The organism is Streptococcus suis (assembly GCF_016775005.1).
Classification (GTDB): Bacteria; Bacillota; Bacilli; order Lactobacillales; family Streptococcaceae; genus Streptococcus; species Streptococcus suivaginalis.
The window spans coordinates 250,891-276,086 of record NZ_JAEUXI010000001.1; the positions used below are offsets into that span (position 1 = coordinate 250,891).

General features: G+C 43.3%; 23 protein-coding genes. 5 read left to right on the top strand and 18 right to left on the bottom strand.

The annotated features are described in order from the left end of the window. Positions 1–33: 33 nt before the first annotated feature. The 5 genes from JNG37_RS01090 to trpX all read right to left on the bottom strand — a co-directional run bounded on the left by JNG37_RS01090 (position 34) and on the right by trpX (position 4,970). Entirely contained in the window at positions 34–1,695 is a 1,662-nt protein-coding gene (locus tag JNG37_RS01090; protein ID WP_158454455.1) for a ribonuclease J, read from the bottom strand. Positions 1,696–1,846: 151 nt separating this feature from the next. Continuing rightward, a complete protein-coding gene (locus JNG37_RS01095; RefSeq protein ID WP_238336214.1) occupies positions 1,847–2,257 on the bottom strand; it encodes a hypothetical protein in 411 nt (136 codons plus the stop codon). Positions 2,258–2,325: 68 nt separating this feature from the next. Further along, a complete protein-coding gene (locus tag JNG37_RS01100; RefSeq protein ID WP_158454453.1) occupies positions 2,326–3,084 on the bottom strand; it encodes an ABC transporter ATP-binding protein in 759 nt (252 codons plus the stop codon). Then, complete coding sequence (locus JNG37_RS01105; protein ID WP_158454451.1) at positions 3,081–3,947, bottom strand: ABC transporter permease; 867 nt, start codon at positions 3,945–3,947, stop codon at positions 3,081–3,083. The genes JNG37_RS01100 and JNG37_RS01105 overlap by 4 nt, the downstream gene beginning before the upstream one ends. A gap of 21 nt (positions 3,948–3,968) precedes the next feature. Next, entirely contained in the window at positions 3,969–4,970 is a 1,002-nt protein-coding gene (trpX, locus tag JNG37_RS01110) for a tryptophan ABC transporter substrate-binding protein (RefSeq protein WP_158454449.1), read from the bottom strand. Between the two features lie 875 nt (positions 4,971–5,845). Here trpX and JNG37_RS01115 point away from each other — a divergent pair. Continuing rightward, a complete protein-coding gene (locus JNG37_RS01115) occupies positions 5,846–7,504 on the top strand; it encodes an Rqc2 family fibronectin-binding protein (protein WP_158454447.1) in 1,659 nt (552 codons plus the stop codon). Positions 7,505–7,526: 22 nt separating this feature from the next. Here the strand turns inward: JNG37_RS01115 and budA are convergent, their stop codons facing one another. From budA to JNG37_RS01130, 3 genes are read right to left on the bottom strand one after another with little or no spacing between them, the layout of a single operon-like run. Continuing rightward, positions 7,527–8,243: an acetolactate decarboxylase gene (gene budA, locus JNG37_RS01120; RefSeq protein WP_014638341.1), complete on the bottom strand. Its 717-nt coding sequence runs from the start codon at positions 8,241–8,243 to the stop codon at positions 7,527–7,529. A gap of 3 nt (positions 8,244–8,246) precedes the next feature. After that, a complete protein-coding gene (locus JNG37_RS01125; RefSeq protein ID WP_158454445.1) occupies positions 8,247–9,476 on the bottom strand; it encodes a tetratricopeptide repeat protein in 1,230 nt (409 codons plus the stop codon). Next, positions 9,466–10,635, bottom strand: coding sequence for an AI-2E family transporter (locus JNG37_RS01130; protein ID WP_158454443.1), 1,170 nt, complete (start codon positions 10,633–10,635; stop codon positions 9,466–9,468). The genes JNG37_RS01125 and JNG37_RS01130 overlap by 11 nt, the downstream gene beginning before the upstream one ends. Before the next feature lie 131 nt (positions 10,636–10,766). Between JNG37_RS01130 and JNG37_RS01135 the strand changes: the two genes are divergently transcribed. Beyond that, positions 10,767–11,777, top strand: coding sequence for a lactonase family protein (locus JNG37_RS01135; RefSeq protein ID WP_158454441.1), 1,011 nt, complete (start codon positions 10,767–10,769; stop codon positions 11,775–11,777). 55 nt (positions 11,778–11,832) lie between these two features. Further along, the gene (locus JNG37_RS01140; protein WP_158454439.1) at positions 11,833–12,018 is read left to right on the top strand and encodes a hypothetical protein; all 186 of its coding nucleotides are present in this window, start codon (positions 11,833–11,835) and stop codon (positions 12,016–12,018) included. 27 nt (positions 12,019–12,045) lie between these two features. On the opposite strand, the gene JNG37_RS01145 is transcribed toward JNG37_RS01140, so the two are convergent. Both JNG37_RS01145 and eno read right to left on the bottom strand, forming a co-directional pair. Continuing rightward, positions 12,046–12,687 (bottom strand): HAD family hydrolase, encoded by a 642-nt coding sequence (locus JNG37_RS01145; RefSeq protein WP_158454437.1) that lies wholly within the window; start codon positions 12,685–12,687, stop codon positions 12,046–12,048. Positions 12,688–13,110: 423 nt separating this feature from the next. Next, positions 13,111–14,418: a surface-displayed alpha-enolase gene (gene eno, locus JNG37_RS01150; protein WP_099871461.1), complete on the bottom strand. Its 1,308-nt coding sequence runs from the start codon at positions 14,416–14,418 to the stop codon at positions 13,111–13,113. A 149-nt stretch (positions 14,419–14,567) separates the two neighbouring features. Between eno and JNG37_RS01155 the strand changes: the two genes are divergently transcribed. After that, on the top strand, positions 14,568–15,017 hold the full coding sequence (locus tag JNG37_RS01155) for a YueI family protein (protein ID WP_158454435.1): 450 nt from the start codon (positions 14,568–14,570) through the stop codon (positions 15,015–15,017). A 224-nt stretch (positions 15,018–15,241) separates the two neighbouring features. On the opposite strand, the gene JNG37_RS01160 is transcribed toward JNG37_RS01155, so the two are convergent. Further along, complete coding sequence (locus JNG37_RS01160; RefSeq protein ID WP_158454431.1) at positions 15,242–16,372, bottom strand: glycerate kinase family protein; 1,131 nt, start codon at positions 16,370–16,372, stop codon at positions 15,242–15,244. A gap of 106 nt (positions 16,373–16,478) precedes the next feature. Here JNG37_RS01160 and JNG37_RS01165 point away from each other — a divergent pair, with 106 nt between their 5' ends. Then, positions 16,479–17,126, top strand: a complete 648-nt coding sequence (locus JNG37_RS01165) for an HAD family hydrolase (protein WP_158454429.1) — start codon at positions 16,479–16,481, stop codon at positions 17,124–17,126. 32 nt (positions 17,127–17,158) lie between these two features. Here JNG37_RS01165 and serB read toward each other — a convergent pair whose 3' ends face one another. The 7 genes from serB to JNG37_RS01200 all read right to left on the bottom strand — a co-directional run bounded on the left by serB (position 17,159) and on the right by JNG37_RS01200 (position 25,140). Beyond that, positions 17,159–17,794: a phosphoserine phosphatase SerB gene (serB, locus tag JNG37_RS01170; RefSeq protein WP_158454427.1), complete on the bottom strand. Its 636-nt coding sequence runs from the start codon at positions 17,792–17,794 to the stop codon at positions 17,159–17,161. Between the two features lie 48 nt (positions 17,795–17,842). Then, positions 17,843–19,567: a septation ring formation regulator EzrA gene (gene ezrA, locus JNG37_RS01175; protein ID WP_158454425.1), complete on the bottom strand. Its 1,725-nt coding sequence runs from the start codon at positions 19,565–19,567 to the stop codon at positions 17,843–17,845. 84 nt (positions 19,568–19,651) lie between these two features. Next, a complete protein-coding gene (gene gyrB, locus JNG37_RS01180; RefSeq protein ID WP_158454423.1) occupies positions 19,652–21,604 on the bottom strand; it encodes a DNA topoisomerase (ATP-hydrolyzing) subunit B in 1,953 nt (650 codons plus the stop codon). A 113-nt stretch (positions 21,605–21,717) separates the two neighbouring features. After that, the gene (locus tag JNG37_RS01185; RefSeq protein ID WP_158454421.1) at positions 21,718–22,263 is read right to left on the bottom strand and encodes a DJ-1 family glyoxalase III; all 546 of its coding nucleotides are present in this window, start codon (positions 22,261–22,263) and stop codon (positions 21,718–21,720) included. 4 nt (positions 22,264–22,267) lie between these two features. Beyond that, positions 22,268–23,497 (bottom strand): FtsW/RodA/SpoVE family cell cycle protein, encoded by a 1,230-nt coding sequence (locus JNG37_RS01190; protein ID WP_158454419.1) that lies wholly within the window; start codon positions 23,495–23,497, stop codon positions 22,268–22,270. A 222-nt stretch (positions 23,498–23,719) separates the two neighbouring features. Continuing rightward, the gene (locus JNG37_RS01195; protein ID WP_158454417.1) at positions 23,720–24,679 is read right to left on the bottom strand and encodes a hypothetical protein; all 960 of its coding nucleotides are present in this window, start codon (positions 24,677–24,679) and stop codon (positions 23,720–23,722) included. Between the two features lie 218 nt (positions 24,680–24,897). After that, positions 24,898–25,140 (bottom strand): type B 50S ribosomal protein L31, encoded by a 243-nt coding sequence (locus tag JNG37_RS01200; protein WP_158454415.1) that lies wholly within the window; start codon positions 25,138–25,140, stop codon positions 24,898–24,900. Positions 25,141–25,196: the final 56 nt, after the last annotated feature.

The following is a 25,196-nucleotide window of genomic DNA, read 5'->3' on the forward strand; positions in this document are numbered from 1 at the left end:
AAACCCGGCCTCTGTACTATATTTATCAAAGAACTACCGCACTTCCATGATAACCGGAAGGATAGCTGGACGACGTTTGGTTTGGTCGAAGAGATATTTGGCCAGGTCATCACGGACCGCCGCCTTCAACTCAGCCCAATCAAAGTTGTCCTTGGTAAAATAATTTTCCACGGTAGTATTGACCAAATCAGCTGATTCACGCAAGATATCCTTGCTTTTCTTCACATAGACAAAGCCTCTGGTATTGACCTTAGCCTTGGAAATAATCTTCTTTTCACGACGGTTGACGGTCAAAGCCACGATGAAAATGCCGTCTTCTGATAAAATCTTCCGGTCGCGCAAGACGATATTACCCACATCACCGATTGCATTTCCATCGATCATGACATCGCCCGCTGGAACAGATCCGCTGTGGACAAAGTCACCTTCTTCAAAAGCCATGACATCCCCACGTTTGACGATGATGATATTCTCTGGGTACATACCAATCTCAAGCGCAGCTTTAGCATGAGCATCTAGCTGACGGTACTCCCCTTGGACAGGGAAGAGGTATTTGGGCTTGAGGATATTGAGCATGAGTTGCAGATCACGCGCATTCCCGTGTCCTGACACACGCAGGTTTTTTGTGATGGACTTGACGATACCACCCGCTTGATAGATCATATTTTCCACACGCGCTACCACAGCTTCCTTGGAGATACTTGGTGTCGTTACGATATAGACCAAATCGCCGTCCTTGATCTCAACATAGCGGTGACGTCCGATTGACATCTTGCGTAAACCATTGAGTGGCTCACCCATCCGCCCTGTCTCCAAAATAATCAGCTCATGGTCTTCATACCTGCCCATGTCCTTAGGTTTAACCAAAAGTTTTTCACTGACCAAGCGGAGCTTCTTGAGTTGAATAGCCGTACGGACGATATTTTCCACATCGTGACCAGTCAAGACTACGCGACGACCTGTCACTTCTGCTGCGTCAAAAATCTGTTGGATACGGATGATGTTGCTGGCTACTGCCGCAACGATGACGCGACCGTCCCAATCAGCAATCGTATTGAGAATCTCTTCGCCAACTTCATGACCGCTAGCAACCTGCACATTAGAATCCGCATTGGCAGAGTCTGACAGAAGCGCCAGCACTCCCTCACGACCAATTTCAGCCAAACGTCCAAAATCCGTCTGATAAAATGGATCAGCAGCCTGGTCAAACTTGAAATCACCAGTATAGACGATATTGCCTTCGTCCGTTTTAATCACGATTCCCAGACTTTCAGGAATGGAGTGAGTGGTCTTAAAGAAGGACACGACAGAATCTCCAAAATCGATTTCTGTGTCAGCGTTAATAATATGGAAATCTTTAAATTTCTTAGTCGCATTGTTGGTTTTAACCACTAATTTGGCCAATTCGATGGTTAAATGAGAACCGAAGACAGGCACTTTCACATTTTCCAGCAAATAAGGAAGTGCACCAATCGCATCCGCATGTCCATGGGACAAGAAGACACCAGCTACTCGGTCCTTGTTTTCCACTAGGTAGTCAAAGTTTGGGACAATGACATCCACACCCAACTGCTCATTTTCAGGGTACTTAGCACCTGCATCTAAGATAAAGATGCTATTTTTTACTTCAGCGATGTAGAGGTTTTTTCCGTTTTCCCTCACACCACCCAAAGCCATAATTTTTATATCACTCATGGTTTCTCCTATGATGTTTATTTTCTTACCAACGGTCCTTGGGAATCCCAAGTCGAATTACAGTCTGGCACAGGGGCCTATCTTCTATATTATACAACTTTTCATAAGAAAATACAAAAAACTCTGCAAAGAGAGTTTTCATTTTCATATTTTAGTAGCCATAACCTGAAACGGTCCATTTCCCAGACCCCTTCCGTGTCAGAATCCAGTGCCAACCCGTATGGGTCGCACCCGGTTCAAAACCTGTTTGTGTGGCATTTTCATCCACCCGAAAACTGGATGTCAAAATAATGACTTGATCTGCACCATACTGCTCCGCCCATGAATCAAACCAGTCCTCATCATCCCCTGCATAGCCTAAACTAATCAACTGGCAATAGTCAAACTGCCGGTCTACATAGTCAATGGTAGTTTCAATAGCCTGATCGATTTCCTTCTGGCTAAAGAGCTCCGAGGTCTCCATAGGCACCCGCTTGATTTCGACCGTCTCAGATTGACAGGCAAGCAATAGGGGTAAGGAGAGCAATAACAAACAACAATAGGTGAACATTCTTGATTTCATAGGCAAACTCCTGAAACCAGTATAACATAGCACATTTATCTTGACAAGAAAAATGAGGTTTCTCAACCTCATTCAAACAAGCGATAGTAATCCTCCAGCTGCATCTGGGCCTTTTGGTCCTTGGTCAAGTCCTTAATGATCTTGCCGTCCTTCATAACAATCAGGCGATTGCCATAGCGAAGGGCATCTTCCATCTGGTGTGTAACCATAAGAGCCGTCAACTCTTGCTGGGCAATCAGGTTATCCGTCAAGTCCATTAAAGACTGGCTGGTCTTGGGATCCAAGGCTGCCGTATGCTCGTCCAAGAGCAAGAGCTCGGGCTGCTTGAGTGTCGCCATTAACAAACTCAAGGCCTGGCGTTGTCCGCCCGACAGCAGACCAGCTGGTGTGGTCAGGTGCTTCTCCAGACCATTGCCAATCAAGGTTAGCGTTGCCTCAAAGTCTTCTAGGTGTTGGGGCAACTGGCGTGGGACCAAGCCTCGTGACTGACCACGGTATTTGGCGATGAGCAGGTTTTCTGCAACTGTCATCCGCGGAGCTGTACCCATTTTTGGATCTTGGAAGACACGGGCCAGATACTTAGCCCGCTTTTCTGCTGGCCACTTGGTCACATCCTCTCCCAGAATGGAAATACTGCCCTTGGTCAGAGAGAGGGTCCCTGCAATGACATTGAAAAGAGTTGATTTGCCAGCCCCATTTCCACCCAGAATGGTGATAAAATCATGCTGGTAAATGGTCAGACTGACATCATCTAGGATTACCCGCTCCTGATCCAGACCATTGTTGACCACGACTGTGGCATTTTTTAATTCTACGATTGCATTCATTTGGTCAGGTTGGCTCCTTTCAGTAGTTTGTTTTTCAACTCAGGGACCATGAGGCAGATAGCCAGGATAATCGCTGAGAAGATACGGAGGTAGCTGGTGTTGATACCCAGGGAAATCACTCCCAAAATCAAGAACTGGTAGAAAATCGCTCCTACGACAATCGCGATAAAACGCTCTGCCATTGTCAAATTATCAAACAAAACCTCTCCGATGATGAGGCTAGCCAAACCAACGACGATGACTCCGATTCCGCGAGAAACGTCAGCGTAGCCTTCCTGCTGGGCGATGAGGGCTCCCGCTAGGGCGATGATGCCGTTCGAAAGGACCAAACCCATGAGCTCCATGCGGCTGGTGTTGATGCCAAAGCTGCGTGCCATATCGGGATTGTCCCCTGTGGCGATGTAGGCCTGGCCCAAGCGAGTATAGAGGAAGAAAAGCATAGCCAGGATGACTAAGATAACCGCTCCCAAGCCCAAGATGAGCTGATTGAGGGTATCCGAGAAGGGCAGGAGGTCCTGAAGGGTCGTCGTATTGAGGAGGCCGAGATTGGCCCGTCCCATGATGAAGAGCATGACGGAGTGACAGGAGGACATGACCAAGATTCCCGCTAGAATGGTCGGGATTTTTCCCTTGGTGTAGAGAAGCCCCGTCACCAAGCCCGCTAGACAGCCCGCCAAGACAGCCGCCCCTGTAGCAAGGACAGGATGCACTCCTTGAGCCAGGAGGGTTACTGCCACCGCTCCTCCTAGAGGAAAGGAACCTTCTGTTGTCATGTCTGGAAAATTGAGGATACGGAAGGTCATAAAGATTCCAAGACTCAGGATTGCCCAGAGCAGAGCCTGAGAGATAGTGGATACAATCATACTAGATTCTCGTTTCTAAGATTACTCGATGACACGGCTGGCAGATTCCAAGATGTCTGCTGGAATGGTCAAGCCAAGTTCATCTGCGACAGTTTTGTTGACAACGACGCTGCCTTCATTGAAGATTTCCACTGGAGTGGTCGCTGGGTCTGCACCGTCGAGGATTTTCGCAGCCATTTTACCTGTTGCCACACCCAAGTCGTACTGGCTAAGGGTTACAGAGGCGATACCACCACCTTCTACCATATCTTCTACACTGGTGTAAACAGGTGTTTTTGTCTTGTTGGCAACGGATACGACGGTTGAGAAGGCTGAGGCGATAGTGTTATCAACTGGCGTGAAGAGAACATCTACCTTGCTAGTTGCGACTTCTACTGTTGAGGCGATTTCGTTTGAAGAAGGCACTGCATATTCAATGACAGTGTAGCCAGCTGCCTCTGCTGCTGTTTTGAATTCAGCAACTTGGGATTTGGAATTGTCCTCGTTTGAAGAGTAGAGAACACCGATTGTTTTGGCATCTGGTGTGATAGCCTTAATCAGCTCAATCTCGTCTGCTACTGGTGTTTGGTCTGATACACCGGTGATATTGCCACCAGGCTTGTTCAAGTCTGTCACCAAGTTAGCTCCAACTGGATCAGTCACCGCTCCCATGATGATGGGCAATTCTGTCGTCGCATTGGCCAATCCTTGTGCGGCTGGTGTCGCGATACCAATCAAGAGCTGATTGCCGTTATCGACCAACTTTTTACTCATGGTTTGCACTTGGGACTGGTCCCCTTCTGCGTTCATAAAATCAATGGTGAGGTTACTTGTGTCATCATAACCTGCTTCTTTCAGACCAGCCACAATCCCCTTATAAATCTCATCCAAGGAATCGTGGGTTACATACTGGAGAACACCGACCTTAACTGTCTGCGTTTGATCTGTACTGCTAGTTGTTTCTTCTTGCTTATTGAAGAAAAAGGCTCCAATGACCAAGACTACTAAGGCTGTAACAACACTTAATAATGTTTTATTTTTCATATTCTTTCCTACTTTCTTTTTCAAAAACTATTCTACCATTTGCAACTAACTATCTACTGCTACGCCATCGTTTCATCTTGATTACCTCGTTTAGATAATAGTCTTTCAGTTTACTTTTAGTACTAGGCAACGAGCTGCAGGCAGCTTGTACAGTCGAGTGACTGTACAAGGTTGGAAATAGCACTTGCGAAGCAGGTCACCCCTGCAGAGTACGGCAAAGCGAGTTCAAATAATGATGAAATTATTTGAAGTTGGAAATATGGAAACGAAGTTTCCTCATTCGTCGACGTAATAAAAGATAAACTGAATGACTAAAGGAAAAAGCCCCCGCATATTGAAAAACAATACGCGAGGGCGTCAATGACACGGTGCCACCTCACTTATGGGAATTGTCTAGAATCCTCCCATATCTCATCTCCTCTAACAAGGAGTTGCACTGTAAGGTGTGCGGACCGAACTATCATTGTTTTAAGTTCATTTGCGTGACTGTTTGGGCTGATTACTTCGTTAGCTCTCCTTGCTATACCGCTAGTATAAGCTGCGTCGACCTGCCTCGTACTCAGCCAAAACAGTCTACCCAAAGTATATTACACCAAACAATCGTTGTGCATCTAAGTCTAAAAACAGACAATACTGCACATCAGCCCATTTCATAAAACTCCGCCACCCATTCTCAGCACCATGGGCTCCCTGAAGACTTCTGCTTTACTACTTCTTCTGATTACAGACGATTATACGGCATCCCACATTCTTTGTCAAGTCTTTTGATGTAATTTTCTGAAAACTTTTTATGTCAGCAGGGACTACCAGTCTCATCAAAAACCTCAAAATATGATATACTAGACTGAGTTATAGCGATTAGAAAGAGGAAAACCATGTCTTTTGACGGATTTTTTTTACATCACATGACGGCTGAATTACAGGCCAATTTAGAAGGTGGGCGGATTCAGAAAATCAACCAGCCCTTTGAACAGGAAATTGTCCTCAACATCCGCAGCAACCGTCAGAGCCATAAGTTGCTCCTGTCCGCCCATTCGGTTTTCGGGCGGGTTCAGCTGACTCAGTCAGACTTTACCAATCCAAAGGTGCCCAATACCTTTACCATGATTCTGCGGAAATACTTACAGGGAGCCATTATCGAGGAGATTCGTCAGTTGGACAATGACCGCATCTTAGAATTTTCGGTGTCCAACAAGGACGAGATTGGCGACCATATCCAAGCCACCTTGATTGTGGAAATCATGGGCAAGCACAGCAATATCATCTTGGTAGATAAGTCTGAACAGAAAATTATCGAGGCTATCAAGCACGTCGGTTTCTCGCAAAATTCCTACCGAACCATCTTGCCAGGCTCCACCTACATTCGTCCACCGGAGACACATTCTATCAATCCTTATACGGTGTCTGATGAAAAATTGTTTGAAATCTTATCGACTCAGGAACTGAGTCCAAAAAATCTCCAACAGGCCTTTCAAGGTTTAGGACGGGATACAGCTACTGAATTGTCCAATCATTTGCAGTCAGACCGCCTGAAAAACTTCCGTGCCTTTTTTGAACAGGCAACCCAGCCTAGCCTGACAGACAAGTCCTATACTGCTCTGCCATTTGCCAATAGCCCTGAAAACCAGCCACACTTTGAGAGCCTGAGCAGTCTGCTGGACTTCTACTATCAGGACAAGGCGGAGCGGGATCGAGTGGCCCAGCAGGCCAATGAGCTGATCAAGCGGGTGGCCAGTGAGCTGGAGAAGAATCGCAAGAAGCTGGTCAAGCAGGAGCAGGAATTGGCGGATACGGAAACGGCGGAGTTGGTGCGGCAAAAGGGCGAGCTCTTGACCACCTATCTGCATCAGGTGCCCAATGACCAGCCGAGTGTACGATTAGACAACTACTATACGGGCGAAGAGCTGGAGATTGAGTTGGACGTGGCTTTGACTCCTAGCCAGAATGCCCAGCGTTACTTCAAGAAATACCAGAAACTCAAGGAAGCGGTCAAGCACCTGACCAACTTGATTGAGGAGACCAAGGCGACTATTGTCTATCTGGGGTCTGTTGACACCATGCTGGGACAGGCTAGTCTGGCAGAAATCGACGAAATCCGTGAGGAGCTGATTGAAACAGGCTACCTCAAACGTCGCCACCGTGAGAAAATCCATAAGCGTCAGAAACCTGAACGATACTTGGCAACGGACGGGAAGACCATTATTCTGGTTGGGAGAAATAACCTGCAAAACGATGAACTGGCCTTCAAAATGGCCAAGAAAGGCGAACTCTGGTTCCATGCTAAAGACATTCCTGGTAGCCACGTGGTCATCACAGATAACTTGGACCCAAGCGACGAGGTCAAGACAGACGCGGCGGAACTGGCTGCCTACTTCTCCAAGGCCAGACATTCTAATCTGGTCCAAGTCGATATGATTGAAGCCAAGAAACTCCATAAACCAACAGGTGCCAAGCCAGGTTTTGTGACCTACCGCGGTCAGAAGACCCTCCGTGTCACCCCAACAGAAGACAAAATAAAATCCATGAAAATCTAGTTCATGGATTTTTGTGTATAACCTACTCCGCCTTATCAATATCTTCTCTGACTTCCTTTGCATTGAACTTGGCGAAAAGATACTGGCGGTCTTGAACAGGAAAACGTTGGTCTAGTTGATCTACTGGTCCCACTTCCACCATTCCTTCTGAGATAACATAGTCCATGACATGCCCACCGAAGGTCAAATCATCCGAGATAAAATGCAAATGATAGCCCGCCACGCTGACCCCGTGAAAAATCTCTGGTGTCCAAATACCAACAATGGTACCTGAAATATTCTCAGCCGTATATTCAGGCTGGCGACTAGCTACTTCCGCAAAACGAACATCCGAAGCCGATTTTGGAATCATGCGGACATGCATCCGAGCGAAAGTCCCCTTGATTTTGATAGAGCGAAAAAGATTTTCCCCATCATAATAGGATTCAATTCGCTGGTGCAATTCCTCATGAGTCATTTCAAAGCGTTGTTTGAAAATGACTTCTGCTTCGTGAAAAATAACCGCTGCATAGGGGACCTTCATATCAGCAGGAACTTCAACCACTTCTGGTTTTTCCCCTGCTCCCTTGGCCTGATAGGCCTTTCCATCCAAGACAATCAGCTCGCCATCAATGGAATCCAGGGTTCCCAATCCCAAATCACCATGTTCCAACAATTCACCAACCGTTAAAGAACCGCCATACAGCCCCGCCATCAAGGCACCGAGTGTATTGTATTGAAATAATCGATTTACTTGCATAACCTACTCTTCATTCAAAAATTCTTGCATGGCTAAATCGTCTGGCACCAATTGGATATAACGACTAGCTTGCCCTTTTGCCTCATCCAAACGACCAAGTTGACGTAAAACCGCTACGTAATCAGCCAAAAATTCAGGATTCTCAGCCAATTCTCCAGCCAATTCATCGTAAAGCTCAATAGCTTCATCATCTCTTTCTAGAGCTTGATAGGCTTTGGCCGCATTCCATCGAGCTAGAACGTTATCTACCTCTTCATCAAATAAAGCCACAACCTCTTCAAATCGCTCCTGTTCAAGATACAGATTGGACAAGCGCAGAGCTAGTTCGTTACTATCATCTGCCACCTCTTTTGCCCGTAGAAGATAATCTTCTGCCCCCGCCTCATCATGCAATTCATAGGCATACTGAGAAGCCTGGAGCAAGAGATTGGCATCAAAGTCATTTTTAGCCAAGCCTTTTTGTGTCATAACCAAGGCTTCATCAATCTTATGCTCGGCATGAAGCGACTGAGCATAGGCATATTCATAGCCCTCAAAATCAGGATTGATAGTATCCAACTGTTTGAAGTAGAGATTGGCTTTTTGGTATTCTTCTCGTTCAAATAGCAGAGCTGCCAATTCAAAGACCGTCTGATCATCATATTCCAACTCAACAGCTTTTTCCAAAAATTCAATGGCCGCTTCAAATTTCCCTAAACTTGCATAGGCAATACCAATTCGCTGATAGGTAGAAACTCCCGTTAATTCGTAAATTTCACGATTATCCAGTTGGGCATAATAGGAAATAGCCTCATTAAAAAGCTCCAGTTCCATATCTAGTTCTGCCAGACCAAAGAGGATAATGGGTTCATCTGATAAGTGACTTGCTTCCAACAATTTTTCACGCGCCACATCCGACAAGCCTTCTGCCTGATACAGGTCCGCCTTGACCAACAAGGCTTCCACATAGACAGGACTGTCTTCCGAAATTTCCTCCAAATAAGCAAATGCTTCTTCGACCAAGCCGTCTTCAAAAGCAATCTGAGCCAGATTGAGGACTACCTCAGGATAGGTTTCCTTTAGTTGGTCATAAATTTGTGCAGCCTGAGGGAAAAAACCAATACTTTCCAGATAGGCAGCCAAGGACAAAAGCGTTTCGCTATCATCCTGCACCAAGGCGCGCTTAAAATACTTATCTGCCTTGGCTAAATCCTGCTGGTCCAAACAAGCCAACATTTTTTCACTATTGTTCATGAACTTCTTCTATTTCTCCTTCTTCTTCATAGAGACCACTATAAGCTTTATACCATTCAAAAATGGCCTTGACGACTACCTTGATCGAAGCGTAGATTGGAATTCCCAACAAAACACCCAAAACACCATACATCTGACCAGCCGTCAACAAGACAAACAAAATGGTAATCGGATGGATGCTCAAGGATGAACCGATAATCAGTGGCGTTACAAAACGTCCTTCGATGGTTTGTTCCACCATAAAGACAATCAAAACCTTGATCAACATAAACGGTCCAGCAATAATCCCTAAAATAACAGCTGGAATCATGGCCAAAAATGAACCAAGATAAGGAATTAAATTCAAAAAGCCAGCCACAATTCCAAGGGTAATCGGATAATTCAAACCGATGATGGAAAACATGACAGAGAACATGAAGGCAACAATCATCGCCACTGTCACCTGCCCTCTCACATAGTTTGCCAACTGGCTATTGACATCCGTCAAGACTTGTCCGATTGGCGACCGCCACTTGGTCGGTAAAAATTTGATGATATTGCCTTTCACCTGATTTCCATCCCGTAAGAGATAAAAGAGGATAAAGGGCATGATTAAGATAGAAACGATAATTTGCGAGGCAGTCGAAATCAGATTGCTGGCCCAATTGACAGCACTGGTTGACATATTCCGAGCAAAGGTCATGATTTGATCATTTAGTTTGTTCAACTGTTCCAAGGCTGTTGGACGGAATTGAGCAAACTGTTCATTCTCCAGTAGCTTGGTCGCAATCCCTTCGATTTCAGCAATGTAGCCAGGGAGATTGCGCATAAAGGACATGATCTGGGCCTGTGCGCTAGGAATGGCAACAGCCAGTCCCCACACCAGCAAGAGCGCAATCAGTACAAACAGGATACTGATTCCCACCGTACGCGAAAATTTATACTTTTCAAACAGGTCAACCAAGGGATTGAGCAAATAATACAACAGCCCAGTCAATAGCATAGGCAGGAGAATAATGGAGAGAAAATCTGCCAAAGGACTGAAGATAAAACTAACCTTGGTGAAAACAAAAAGGGAAGAGAGAATTAAAAGGGTCACTAGAAAAAAGCTGACCGCTTGATTATTGATAATCCATTTGTAAAGCCAGGTTTGACTAAATCGTGATTGCTTGTCTTCCATATTTACCTCACTTTCTTTGTTTCTATTGTACCATTTTCTCCAATTTTTTTGAAAATGGAAATACGACTTTCTAAGCATTCCTTAAGGAAAAATGTGCTATAATAAAGCCAGTTTAGAAAAAGGAGACCAACATGACAGTTTATTTTGGAACCTATACGAAACGAGACTCAAAGGGTATTTATGCAGCAGATTTCGATGAGGCGAGTGGTCAGCTCAGCAATCCTCGCCTAGTTGCCAACGAACCAAACCCTACTTATCTGGCCTTTGCTAAAGATGGAAGCCTTTATTCCGTTGGTGCAGAGCAAGGGTTAGGTGGGATTGCCGCTTTCACTGCAGATCTGACACCTCTCAATCACGTGGTTGAAGAAGGGGCACCGCTTTGCTATGTAGCTGTCGACGAAGAACGACAACTAGTTTATGGGGCCAACTACCATAAGGGGCAAGTTTTAGTCTATAAACGTTTGGAAGACGGCAGTCTGGAATTAACGGATTCAGCTGTCCATACAGGATCTGGACCACATGAAAATCAAGCTTCTCCTCACGTTCATTTTGCCGACCTAACCCCTGACAAATTCTTAGTAACCTGTGATTTAGGAACCGATCAAGTCATCACCTATGCTGTCTCTGACCAAGGAAAATTAGAAAAGAAAACAACCTATCAGACACAAGCTGGTGCTGGTCCCCGCCATATTGTCTTTCATCCCTACACCAAATTAGCCTATTTGATTTGTGAGCTAAATTCTACAATTGAAGTACTAATTTATGACGGACTTGGTTATTTTGAGCGGATGCAAACCATCTCAACACTCCCTTCAGACTACCAGGGTTTCAATGGCACAGCTGCTATCCGGATTACAAAAGATGGTCAGTATGTTTATGCCTCTAACCGCGGTCATGATTCCATTGCTGTGTACCGAACTTTGGGAGATGCCAGCTTGGAATTAGTCGAAATTGTGCCAACACATGGAAAAACTCCACGGGATTTCGCTCTGAGCCCAGATGAAAAATTTCTCCTAGTCGCCCACCAGGATTCCGATAATATCGTCATCTTTTCACGCGAAGAAGCAACCGGAAAACTCTGGGCCATCTCAAATGACGTCCAAGTCCCAGAAGCTGTTTGCGTGACATTTCCTCAAGACTAAATGCTTGTGAAATCGCTCTATTTATGGTTGAATAATGATATAGGAGGTGAAGAACATGAATCCAACAGATTTGTTAAATCAAGTAAAAGATTTGATTGCAAACAAAGACTTTGACGGCGCAAAACAATTTATCGAAGAAAACAAAGATCAATTCGGTGAATACCTTGAGCAAGCAAAAGGTCTCTTATCTGGTACAGAAGGCGTAAGCGGTCTTTTGGACAAGGTAAAAGGTTTGTTTTAATATAGGAAAACTAGGCTGAATTTCAGTCTAGTTTTCTATTTGCCCCAAAAGAGTTGGTAGCTCTTTCAATGAAGAAACTACCCAGTCGTTCTTCCATTTACCATTTTCTCTTGTGTACTTTCCAAAACCTGTCAGTATTCGTATAGTGTACATTCCCAAGGATTTTGCGGGTAGAATGTCATTATCATATCGGTCACCGACATAGACAGCCTTATCCGCTGAAATGCTTGACTCCTCTAAAGCAAGCTTGAATATTCTCAAATCTGGTTTGCACACACCAACCTCTTCTGAAAGAATTATCAGTTGAAAATAGGAACTAATTCCCCACTCTTTAAGCAGTTCTCTAACACTACCAGACTGATTGGCAACAATCCCCAATCGATAGTTTTGAGATAATTTCTCTAAAACATCTATTGTTTCAGGATACAAGCTCACCCCCTCATTTTTCCATAGAGGACGCGGCTCGGTCGGTGCAAAATATTGCCAGGTCGCACGAATTGGGTCCAGCGACTTATGAGCATACTCCACCATTTTCTTTTTATAAGAATCTGCTGAAACCTCTATATCAAGTGACTGTAACTTCTTCACACACTCGTCTATATAATAGCTATAGGCAGATTCTTCATCTAAAAGCGTCGAACCCAAATCAAAAAATACCCACTCTATCATCCCACTCTCCATCTCTTTTCAAAATTAGAATATTTAAATTGATTTGTCTTTTTAGAATATCATTTTACCTATATCAAGGCAAAGAAAACTCTCCAGGAAAACCTAGGGAGTTTTACTAATTTCTCGCTATTCTAGCTCGAGGATAAATTCGTACACTGTACTACGAAAAATAAGTCTGGAGCTTTCCAGACTTGTTCTTACTATCACCCTCGCTATGCTAGCTCGGGGATAAAACAGTCTCCCAGACATTGAAAAACAAGTCCAGAAATCACTGGACTTGTTCTTACTATGACCCTCGCTATGCTAGCTCGGGGATAAATTAGTACACCGGACATAGAAAAACAAGTCCGAAAATCTTCGAACTTGTTCTTACTATAGCCCTCGCTATACTAGCTCGGGGATAAAACAGTCTCCCAGACTGTTTTATTTTTTCAAGTTGTAGAATGAGTTCAAGCCTTTGTAGACTGCAACTTCACCCAATTGATCTTCGATACGAAGCAATTGGTTGTATTTAGCGATACGGTCTGTACGTGACAATGAACCTGTCTTGATTTGGCCAGCGTTAGTTGCAACTGCGATGTCAGCGATTGTTGAATCTTCAGTTTCACCTGAACGGTGTGATACAACTGCAGTGTAGCCAGCTTCTTTAGCCATTTCGATAGCTTCAAATGTTTCAGTAAGAGTACCGATTTGGTTAACTTTGATAAGGATTGAGTTAGCAGCACCTTCTTTGATACCACGTGCAAGGTAGTCAGTGTTTGTTACGAAGAAGTCGTCACCAACCAATTGAACGCGTTTGCCAAGACGCTCAGTAAGTGCTTTCCAACCATCCCAGTCGTTTTCATCCATACCGTCTTCGATAGTGATGATTGGGTATTTGTTAACCAATTCTTCAAGGTAGTCAATTTGCTCTGCAGATGTACGAACAGCAGCGCCTTCGCCTTCGAATTTAGTGTAGTCGTAAACTTTACGCTCTTTGTCGTAGAACTCAGATGACGCACAGTCGAAACCGATCATGATGCCGTTTTCGCCAGCTTCGTAACCAGCAGCTTCGATAGCTTCGATGATTGTTTCAACACCGTCTTCAGTTCCTTCGAACTTAGGAGCGAAACCACCTTCGTCACCAACAGCTGTTACCAAACCACGAGCTTTCAAGATTTTCTTCAAAGCGTGGAATACTTCAGCACCCCAACGAAGACCTTCTTTGAATGAAGGAGCGCCAACTGGCAAGATCATGAATTCTTGGAAAGCGATTGGAGCGTCTGAGTGAGAACCACCGTTGATGATGTTCATCATTGGAGTTGGCAATACTTTAGTGTTGAATCCGCCAAGGTAAGTGTAAAGTGGCACTTCAAGGTAGTCAGCAGCTGCACGCGCAACAGCGATAGAAACACCGAGGATTGCGTTTGCACCCAATTTACCTTTGTTAGGAGTACCGTCAAGAGCGATCATAGCGCGGTCGATAGCTTGTTGATCACGAACGTCATAACCGATGATAGCGTCAGCAATCACGTTATTTACGTTGTCAACAGCTTTTTGTGTACCAAGACCAAGGTAACGAGACTTGTCACCGTCGCGAAGTTCAACTGCTTCGTGCTCACCAGTAGAAGCTCCTGAAGGAACCATACCACGTCCGAAAGCACCTGATTCAGTATAAACTTCAACTTCAAGTGTAGGGTTACCGCGTGAGTCAAGGACTTCGCGAGCGTAAACATCAGTAATAATTGACATTATATTACTCTCCTTTGAGTTTAAAATTGTTACATAGCTATCATACCCTAAAAATACAGATTTTTCAAGAAAAAACAGGTTATTTTACAGAAACCAAGGATGTAAACGCTTGCCTTTTCAGCAGTCCCTTTTTATGCTATACTAAGGACATGACTGATATTCAAAAAACAATTTTACAAAAAGCAAGTGGCGAAACGCGCCTTGATCCAGACCAACAACGCATCTACATGGGCACCTTTAGAGAACGAGTCGTCCTCATCTTGACCTTTGACCAAGTGCAGGCACAAACTTTTCAAGATAAGCTACCAATCCTGTGCAGAGACCTAAGTGCCCGCTTCCAACCTCTTACCTTGAAGCTGTCTCCAAGCCTGTCAGACAGATTGCAAATTGCCATTATTAAGACAGCGCAATCTCTGGGACTAACCACTTCTATCATCGATGAAAAAGTGGGGCATTCTCCTTATGCCCTAGTCTTTCATACAGATCATGCAGTCGATCAAGAAGATATTAGCCTAGAAGCCGTCTTCCCAAATCTTGTCAAACAAGAAGAGAAAAAGGAAGAGCAAAAAACCTCTTTCTGGAAAAAATTATTTGGTTAGTCTTTATTATCAATAAAGTAGGACACATACTAAAACGAGAATAATACCGGTTAGACCAAGAATTCCTAGCAATCTGCCTCTTTCATTTTTTTCATTGAAAAAGAACATTACTCCATTTGCCTTTATTAGATTCATTTCTGTCCCTCTTTCATTTTTGAGCAGTTTCATAAGGGATACTAGCTTAAGAATACAAATAAAAATGAATACAATAATGGCCACATGTTTCACAAATTCCATTTTTGTTGACCTCCTAACTGAAGAATTCTTGCCACCTGTTCCGCTGTGCGGATCAGGTTTTTTTCTGCATTTTCGAGTGTGTTTTCCAAACTATCCACTTCAGAGATTATAGGAAATGCAGCGCAGATTTTTTCAAAAGGAAAATCGGGAAGGTCATCCTTTAAGCTACCACAAATGGCGATGATCGGAATCCCTATTGGTGTTCGTCTTGCCACCCCGACTGGCGTTTTTCCAGCCAAACTCTGGGCATCCATCCGTCCTTCGCCAACAATAACAAGATCAGCCTGAGCAACACGTTGATCAAAATCTAACTGATCCAAGACAAAATCAATACCTGTCTGGATATGGGCACCAGCAAACTGCACCAAACCTGCAGCCATCCCTCCTCCTGCTCCCGCTCCAGGCAGATCTAAAATAGCAGGATTGACCATTTTGTAAAAGGACTGCATGGCCTGATCGACCTGTTGAAACTGTGAAGCAGAAAGTCCTTTCTGCCCTGCAAATGTATAGGTTGCACCTGCAGGACCACAGAGGGGATTGGTCACATCTGTAATGAGATCAATTCGAAGGCTTGAAGGGTCAATCTGCAAATTAGCTAGTGAGATACGAGCGATCTTGCTGAGACTGGCGCCAATTGCAGGCAATTCCTGATCGTCAGCATCAAAAAATTGGACACCTAACCCTGCTGCCATGCCAATCCCGCCATCATGACTGGCCGATCCTCCAATGCCAATATAGATCTGTCGAGCTCCTGCTTGGACTAGATGGACCAAAAGTTCTCCAATACCTTTTGTCGATATTTCAAGAGGATTGCGTTTGGACAGTGGGATAGAAGCTAAACCCACAATAGCAGCCATTTCAAAGACAGCCATTCCCTCTCCCATAGCATAGGAAACCTCTACCTTATCCCCAAAGGGGCCTGTCACGACCGTTTGCTTCACTTTCAAAGAAAGAGCATGGGCGAGACTTGCAACAGTTCCTTCTCCCCCATCACCTAAAGGTAGCAAATCAAAAACTGCTTTTGGATAAACCTTTGAAAATCCCTTACAAATCGCTTCAGCAACTTCTAGGGAAGAAAGGGATTCTTTAAATGAGTCTGGTGCAATCAAGATACGCATGTTCAAACCTCCTTTTTAGATATAGTATAACAGTCCATTTTCCTCCTTTCAAGTTACTCCTGACTCCAGGCCTCTTTCTATGCTATACTATTGATAGGAGGTGCCTATGTATCACACAATTTTATTTGACCTAGATGGAACCTTGACCGATTCTGGACTGGGTATCATCAACTCAGTCACATATGCGCTTGAAAGTATGAACATTGATGAGCCAGACCCAGAGAATTTAAAACGATTCATTGGTCCACCCCTCTATGAGTCGTTTTCCCGCTTCTATCAACTCAATCCAGCAGATACTCAAGCTGCTGTCAATGCTTTTCGAGTCTACTTTAAAGAAAAGGGGATCTTTGAAAACCAACTCTACGATGGTATTCTTCCTCTCTTAGAAAACCTTAAGCAAGCAGGGAAGAGGTTAGCGATTGCTACCTCAAAACCAGAAATCTTTGCTAAGCAAATCCTTCAACATTTTGGAATCGCACATTATTTTGATGTGATAGCAGGTGCCAGTCTGGATAGTAGCCGCATTCATAAGGCAGCTATCATCACCTATGCTTTAGACCAATTGGGGCACGGTAGCCAATCAACCATCATGGTCGGTGATCGTGAACATGACATCTTCGGTGCCAAGGCTAACCATCTCGCTTCCATCGGTGTCCTCTACGGATATGGTAACCGTAAAGAATTTGAAGAGGCTGGAGCAGATTTCATTGTCCAAACAGTAGAAGATTTACAGAATCTCTTGCTAGAATCCTAACAAAAAAAGCCAGCAGATTGCTGACTTCCGTATTATTTACCATCCAAAATCTCTATCAGTTTGTAGAGATTTTTTTCATTGATTTGGTAAGGTGTCTGTTCCTGTACAATCGGTTTGGCACAAAAAGCAACGCCAATTCCTGCTCGCTGAATCATTGGAAGGTCATTGGCACCATCTCCCATAGCAATCGTCTGAGACAGTTCCAAACCATTTTCAACTGCCCAAGCTTCTAAACAGGCTTTCTTGGTTTCTTTTGTGACAATTTCCCCCAAAACCTGTCCTGTCAAAAGACCATCTACAACTTCCAAACGATTGGCACGAACGTAGTCTAACTCCAACTGGGCAGCCAAGCGATCAACTGTCTCATGAAAACCACCCGAAACAACGGCAACCTTATAGCCACGATTTTTTAATTCTGCAACCAAGTCCGCAGCTCCTGGTGTAAAATGAATCTTTTCCATGATACGGTCAAACACAGTAACGGGCAAGCCCTTCAAAAGGGCTACTCGTTCACGCAAGGCTTCTTCAAAGTCCAATTCCCCGCGCATTGCACGTTCTGTAATAGCAGCGACTTCTTCACCTACGCCAGCTTCTTCACCTAAAAGATCGATACCTTCTTCTAAAATCAAGGTCGAATCAACATCCATGACCAACAAGCCTTTTGTCATTTTTTCATCCTTTCTTATATAAAAATAAAAAGCCATTTGGCTTTTTATTTAGTAACGAATCGTTTCTCTTGTTTTTTCATATGAACGAACAAAACGTTCTGTTACACCAGGTTCAACTGTCTCCAAGGCAAAGGAAATCTCTTCAAAAGAAGCTTGGTAATCAAACTCTTTTTCGAAAATTGCAAGAGAACGAGTGAAGGATTTTTGAATCCCTTCGTCAAATGAACGGTAACGGTTTGCATACTGCAAGAGTTGCTCTGTCAAGGTCGCATTTTGTACGATTTGGTAAGCAATTTCTTCCAATTCATTCATATCATAAGTTGCACTTTCCAACAAACGATTGACAACTTCAGTATTGATTCGCTTGTAATCCAATTCTCCAATCAGGGCTTCCACATGGTCACTTGCACGGAAGAAAATGGTTAAGAAAGAATCCGGAATACCTGGAAGGTTTCGTTTTTCCATGTAGCGTTTTAGTGTATGCAATTTATTGATATAAAGATTTGCTTTCTTACGAGCATTTTGCTCTGAAGTTTCTTGAAGTTTCAAGTATTCAGCTAAAGCCAACTGCTCTTCTTCGATTTCCTTCAAGGACAGCTCTGCATTTTCCAAACGCTCTTGTAAAATCGAGTAAGCCACTTGAGGGTTTTCCAAGTCTTCGATTCCTTCTGAAATGAGAACATCTAGCGATTCCAAACGTTTCAACAATTGTTGAATACGTGTGCACTTGCTTTCTGCCAACATATAAGATTTGTTCAAGCGATCTGCTTCATCAGCAAGGGCTTGGCTATTCTGAGTGATATGCTCCAAGAATTTCGGCAAGGTCTTGCTGATTTTAACAGTCTCACGATGCGCTTCAATCTCACTTGTAAAGAGGTTATAGAGATGGTCGATGCGTTTTTGGATTATCACATTTTCAGCCTCTGCTGTATCCAAATCAAATGCCACAATCAAGGCTGTATTTTCACGAAGGGAAACACGGATTTCTTGGAACTGGCTTTCGATGGCAGATTCTGTAAAGAGGTAGTTTTGGTCAACCAACTTGCGGTAACCTGACTCCAAGTCCTCCAACTGATCAGGAAGTGTAGTATTGACTGTCTCAACCAAGGCTGGAATACGATCCATGATTTGATTGAGAGCAATCATATGGTCTTCAGTCTTGTTGAGAATTTCAGAAGCTTCAATCGGGTCGCCCGATGAGTTCAACATAACAAACTCTGAAAATTCAACTTCAATATTTTTCAGTTGTTTTTCCAGCTCAGGTAAGGTATCTCCAAAGCGTTCTGGGTTGGTACGAACGGCCTCTTGCAAGTTATCAAAGAGGTCAAGGGCATGCTTCACACGACCTGAGTTCTTTTCTTCTTGCTCCTTCAATTCTGTCAAACCTTGGCGAATTGCTTCGATGTCTTCTTCAATCAAGTCAATTTGGCTTTCAATCGAATCGATAGCATTCTTGGCACTGATGAATCGGAAGGAATTGTTAAATCCCTCTGCTTCAAAAATATGGTTTTCAATATCTGCAAATGAGTTGAGGGATAAATCCACCCACTTTTGATTCCATTCACGGAATGTCACCTGACTTTGACCAATCAAGTGTAAGTTTTTAACAGCCTCCACCTCGTGGTTGACTGGAAGGTTAAACAACTCTTCTTTTCTATCTTCTAATGCTGTAAGCAAGTTATCATTTCGTTTTCGAATGATCAAGCAAGCCACATAGGCCAGAATCAAGATCACAACAATCGAAACGATTAAGATGATTGTTCCTGTAGGCATGTAAATCTCCTTAGATATATAATTTACTAGAAAATCACTTCATTATAGCACACTTTTCTAGCAATTGCACTAGTTTTCCGAATTTTATACATCAATTGTTGAATAAACAGCATTTTCTTCGATAAACTCTCGGCGTGGTTCGACTTTGTCCCCCATCAACATATCGAAAATCTTATCTGCTTCTGCTGCATCATCAACGGAGACTCGTGCCATCAGGCGATTTTCTGGATTCATAGTTGTTTCCCACAATTGGTGGTCATCCATCTCTCCCAATCCTTTATAGCGTTGGATGGTTGGCTTGGAACGACCTGTACTATGTCTCTCTAAGGCTTCCTGTAGTTCCTGCTCCTGATTTGCACCTGGTTGAATATACTCTTTGATCTCACTCCCTACTTTGATACCATAAATCGGTGGCTGAGCGATATAGACATAACCCGCTTCTACAATTGGACGCATATATCGATAAAATAGGGTTAACAAGAGGGTACGAATGTGGGCTCCATCGACATCGGCATCTGTCATGATGACCAATTTTTGATAGCGAGCCTTGGATACATCAAATTCCGCTCCAAAGCCAGTTCCCATAGCTGTAAAGAGGCTTCGAATCTCTTCGTTAGCCAAAATCTTATCCATGCTGGCTTTTTCTACGTTCAAAATCTTACCACGAATTGGCAAGATAGCTTGGAATTCACGGTCACGGCCTGATTTGGCTGAACCACCAGCAGAGTCTCCCTCCACGATAAAGAGTTCCGTTTTGGTCGCATCATTCGATGAGCAGTCCGCCAACTTACCTGGCAGGTTGGAAATTTCAAGACCTGACTTCTTACGTGTCACTTCACGCGCTCGCTTAGCAGCAATCCGTGCCTTGCTGGCAAGAATTCCTTTTTCAACGATCCGGCGCGCAATCTGTGGATTCTCCAACAGGAACTCCGTAAATGCATCCGAAAACAGACGGTTGGTGATTTTGACAACCTCACTATTTCCTAGCTTGGTCTTGGTTTGCCCCTCAAATTGAGGACCAGGGTGCTTGACTGAGATAACTGCTGTCAAACCTTCACGCACATCCTCACCCGTCAGATTATCCTCATTTTCCTTGAGAATCTTGTTCTTTTTGGCATAATCATTGATGACACGGGTCAAAGCGGTGCGGAAACCTTGCTCGTGAGTTCCCCCTTCGTGGGTATGGATATTGTTGGCAAAGCTGACCACATTTTCATGATAACTGGTCGTATACTGCATCGCCACTTCCACCGTAATATCATCCATCTCACCATCCGTATAAATTGGCGTTTCAAAGATGACATCCTTATTTTCATTAAGGTACTCAACATAGGAAGCAATCCCACCTTCATAGTGGTAATCCTTTGTTTGTTCCAATCCCTCACGCTTGTCTGTCAAGGAGAGATTTAGACCACGATTTAAGAACGCAAGCTCCTGAATCCGCTTGTTTAATTTAGCAAAATCAAACTCCGTCGTCTCAGTAAAAATTTCTGGATTTGGTGTAAAGTGAACCGTTGTACCAGTTCGATCCGTCTCACCAACCACCGCTAAATCTGCAACTACTTCACCGCGTTTGTATTCTTGAAAATAGACCTGTCCATTTTTATAGACATGAACATCCAATTGCGTTGAGAGAGCATTTACGACGGATGAACCAACGCCATGCAGACCACCAGAGACCTTGTAGCCGCCACCGCCAAATTTTCCTCCTGCATGGAGTACTGTAAAGACCGTTTCAACAGCGGGTCGACCTGTTTTTTCTTGAATATCGACAGGAATTCCACGACCATTGTCTACAACTGTGATGGAATTATCTGGTTCAATAAAGACCTCAATCTTGCTGGCAAACCCCGCCAATGCTTCATCGATGGAATTGTCCACAATCTCCCAAACCAAGTGATGCAAACCTTCTTTTGAGGTCGATCCGATATACATCCCTGGTCGCAGACGAACAGCTTCTAATCCTTCCAAAACCTGAATCTGACTGGCATCATATTCCTGGGCTTTTTCTTGTAAATCTTTGATTTCTTCTGACATATTTCTTCCTTTTTTCTAAAAAAACTAGACTAACTAGTACCCTTTATTATACCATATTTTCCCCTTTTTTCCTACAAAAAAGGGAGTAAGAATCACCTAACTCCCTGTATTTTTTATTGGTTTTCCCGATGAACCATTGCCTTTGCTAGGGCACTACCATCTCCACCCAAAAGATCCACCAACCTATAAGCAAAGTCAAGACTTGTTCCAGCTCCACGACTGGTGACAATCCTGCCATCCACTACTACTGTCTCCGTTGAATGAATACCAGCCTGAATTTCCTGTTCTTTTCCAGGATAAGCAGTATAACGTTTGCCATCCAAAAGACCAGCTCTCTCCAATACAATCGGAGCTGCACAGATGGCTGCAACCAAGTGCTCATCTTGATTTGCTTTTTGAAGTGCAGCGATTAAGCCCTCATGGTCACGCAGATTGGTTGACCCCGGCATTCCACCAGGTAGTACGATCAAATCATAACCTGACAAGTCGCCTGAAAAAACTCGATCTGCCAAGACACGAATATCATGAGATCCTCTCACTTCTAGTGCCTCTAAGCCAATCATTTGGCAATCGAAGCCTGCACGACGAAAGACATCAACTGGCGCGAGTGCTTCAATTTCTTCAAAACCATCTGCTAACAGAACTGCAATACGCTTCATATAACTACCTCTCTATTCTTTTTATGGTAATTTTTTTATAGGTACGGGACTTATTGCGGCGTTTTTCATCCTGCAACTTGTGTTGATAACTCATGGACAAAATTAAGCCAACCCCAATCAAATTGGAAACGATAGAAGATCCACCTTGTGAAATAAAGGGAAGCGGAATCCCTGTCAAAGGCAAGATTCCAGTTGCCGCCCCAATATTTTCAAACACATGGAAGAGCAACATCATAATGAATCCCGTTGAAATATAGGTATAAAAACGATTATTGGACTGGAGCGTAATACGCAACATACGGTAAATCAAGAGCAAGTAGAGTCCAATGAGGACGCTGGCTCCAACAAAGCCAAAATCCTCTGCAATGACCGTAAAAATCATATCACTTTCCCTTACAGGAATTAGAAGATTGGTCTGATTAAAACCAATCCCTGTCAATCCCCCGCTACCAATGGCAATCAAACTCTGTGCCTGTTGATAAGTGGTTGATTGGGCATTTTTGAAGGGGTCCAACCAGGCTGAAATACGGTTGATTTTATAGGTGTCCATTCCTAAATTGTGTAAAAAGGTTGTTCCACCAGGCGAGACAAAGACCAAGAGAAAGGCCGCAACCAAGATCAAACTAGTCAAGAAGACTGGGAGAATAATCTTCCAGGAAACTCCTGACATCAGGACAATACCACAAAAAATAGCTACGAAAACCAATGATGTTCCTAGGTCACTTTGGAAATACAAAAGAACCATGACAGGCAAGGTTACAAGGAGCAACTGACCAATCAAGTAAAAATCCTCTCGAATGGACCTTTCCTGATGTTTCTTTTGAAAACTGACAACTATGCGAGACATCATGATGATGTAGGATATTTTCATAAATTCAGACGGCTGAAAGAGCGTCACACCATTGATACTCACCCAGTTCTTAGCACCCGTCGATGCCAATAAACTCGGACTATAGAAAAAAATCGGTAAGACCATCAAGGCGAGTCCTAATAGGTAGAGCCAGGGTGTGACCTTCCATAGGAACTTGGTAGAAAAAAACATTACCAGAAAGGCGATGCCCACCCCCACAACAATCCACATCAGCTGCTGCCCAACCATCTGAAAAACATAGTCAGGATAATCTTGACTGACCGCAATATAGACGGACATAAGGCCGATTAACAATAAAAAAAAGACTGGCAAAATCAAAGCATAGTCAATGCGACTATCGATTGATCCTCTATACTTGGACATAATCCCTCCCTATCCATTACTCATACATTCTTGCTCTATTATATCAAAATTTAAGAAGGAGAGAAACCACGGACCAAACATTGACGGAAAAAATTGACAGCCCTGTGTTTAATGAGCTATTGTTTTTTCAAGGTATTTTGCATTCTTAGTTTGTGAAGTCTGGATATAAAAATACCTTAGACTAACAAGATCCAAGGTATTTCTATCATCAATAGTTGGTTACTATTTTATTGCAGAAGTAACATAGACAAAATCATCGTTCCTAACCTGAAGTGTCAAAGTGGCACTCTCACTATCAACCAATTCATTTGCTAATTGTTCAGAAATCCTTAGAATAAAGCTACTTTCAATTCCATCTGGATCAGCCCCCAAAATATAGATTGTGTAGCTTGTTCTATCTGCGTTCCATCCCCAGAACTCCTTATCAACCAAGTTTGCCTTCACCTGATATAGTTTATTTTTTTCCAAGTTTCCAGTATCATATTGACTTGTAAATTGATTCACATCCATCTCAACTGGTGTTGAGACACTTGAACTTGAAGACGAACTAGTGGTTGTCGATGTAACGGTTGAAGATTGGCTTGTAGTTGTCGATGTAGCGGTTAAAGAATTCGAAGAATACGAGCTGCTAACTATTGTGGAGGACTGACTTGAAGTTAACCGGTATTTTTCTTCAATCTTACCTTCTAAGTAATCCTGCTCAGTGTAAAATGATAGGGTAAATTCACCAACATTTCCTGTCACTTCAACCGTAGCATTCTTTGGGATAGAGATAGCAACGGTTTCTCCGAGACTAGAAAACCATTCATAATCATGATATCCAGGGTGGAGGACACTCAGTCCAATATCACTACTGTCACCATTTGTTTCCAACTCAGTTAGTACAACGTAATAAGTACCTGATTTTATTTTTTGACCTTCCGCATAATTTCCAATTTGAGAAATTGTAACGGATTCTGCTCCACTTGTTGCAAAATGAGGACGTCTACTTAATGACTCCATTTGGAACCAGACAACTAGAATAACTAAACCAAGCAGAATAAATTTTCTTTTACTAAGTTTTCCATTAGGTTTTGGCTTCATCATGAAAGCTATAAAGGTCTGTAGCCCTTGATTTAACATCTTCCCAATGAATCGTAAAACAATGACTAATTTTTCCATAACAATCTTAAGCTTTTCCATACAATTCTCCATTTTCATGATTTACATGTTATTTTCATCTTTATTTTACCATATTTAGAAAATAGATTCATAATAATTTAAGTGATGAACGTATCCCCCTTCATCATGACCAAACAAGTCTACATCTTCATTCCATCTCTTTCATTTCAATCAAAAAACCACCTCTGCATTTCAGAAGTGGTTTTGAATCATCTTGTGTTGGATGAAAATACGATAGCTTATTTGAGACCGTATTTTTTGTTGAAACGATCCACACGTCCATCTGCTTGAGTGAACTTTTGACGTCCAGTGTAGAATGGGTGTGAGTCTGATGAAATTTCCACACGGATCAATGGGTAAGTTTCACCTTCGAATTCGATAGTTTCTTTTGAGCTCTTAGTAGAACCGCTAAGGAACTTGTAACCAGTAGTTGTGTCCATAAAGACAACAGTGCGATATTCTGGATGGATATCTTTTTTCATTATAAAAATTCCTTTCTGCCATGGACTCTTTTTTGAGCCATAGATTATAACTCATT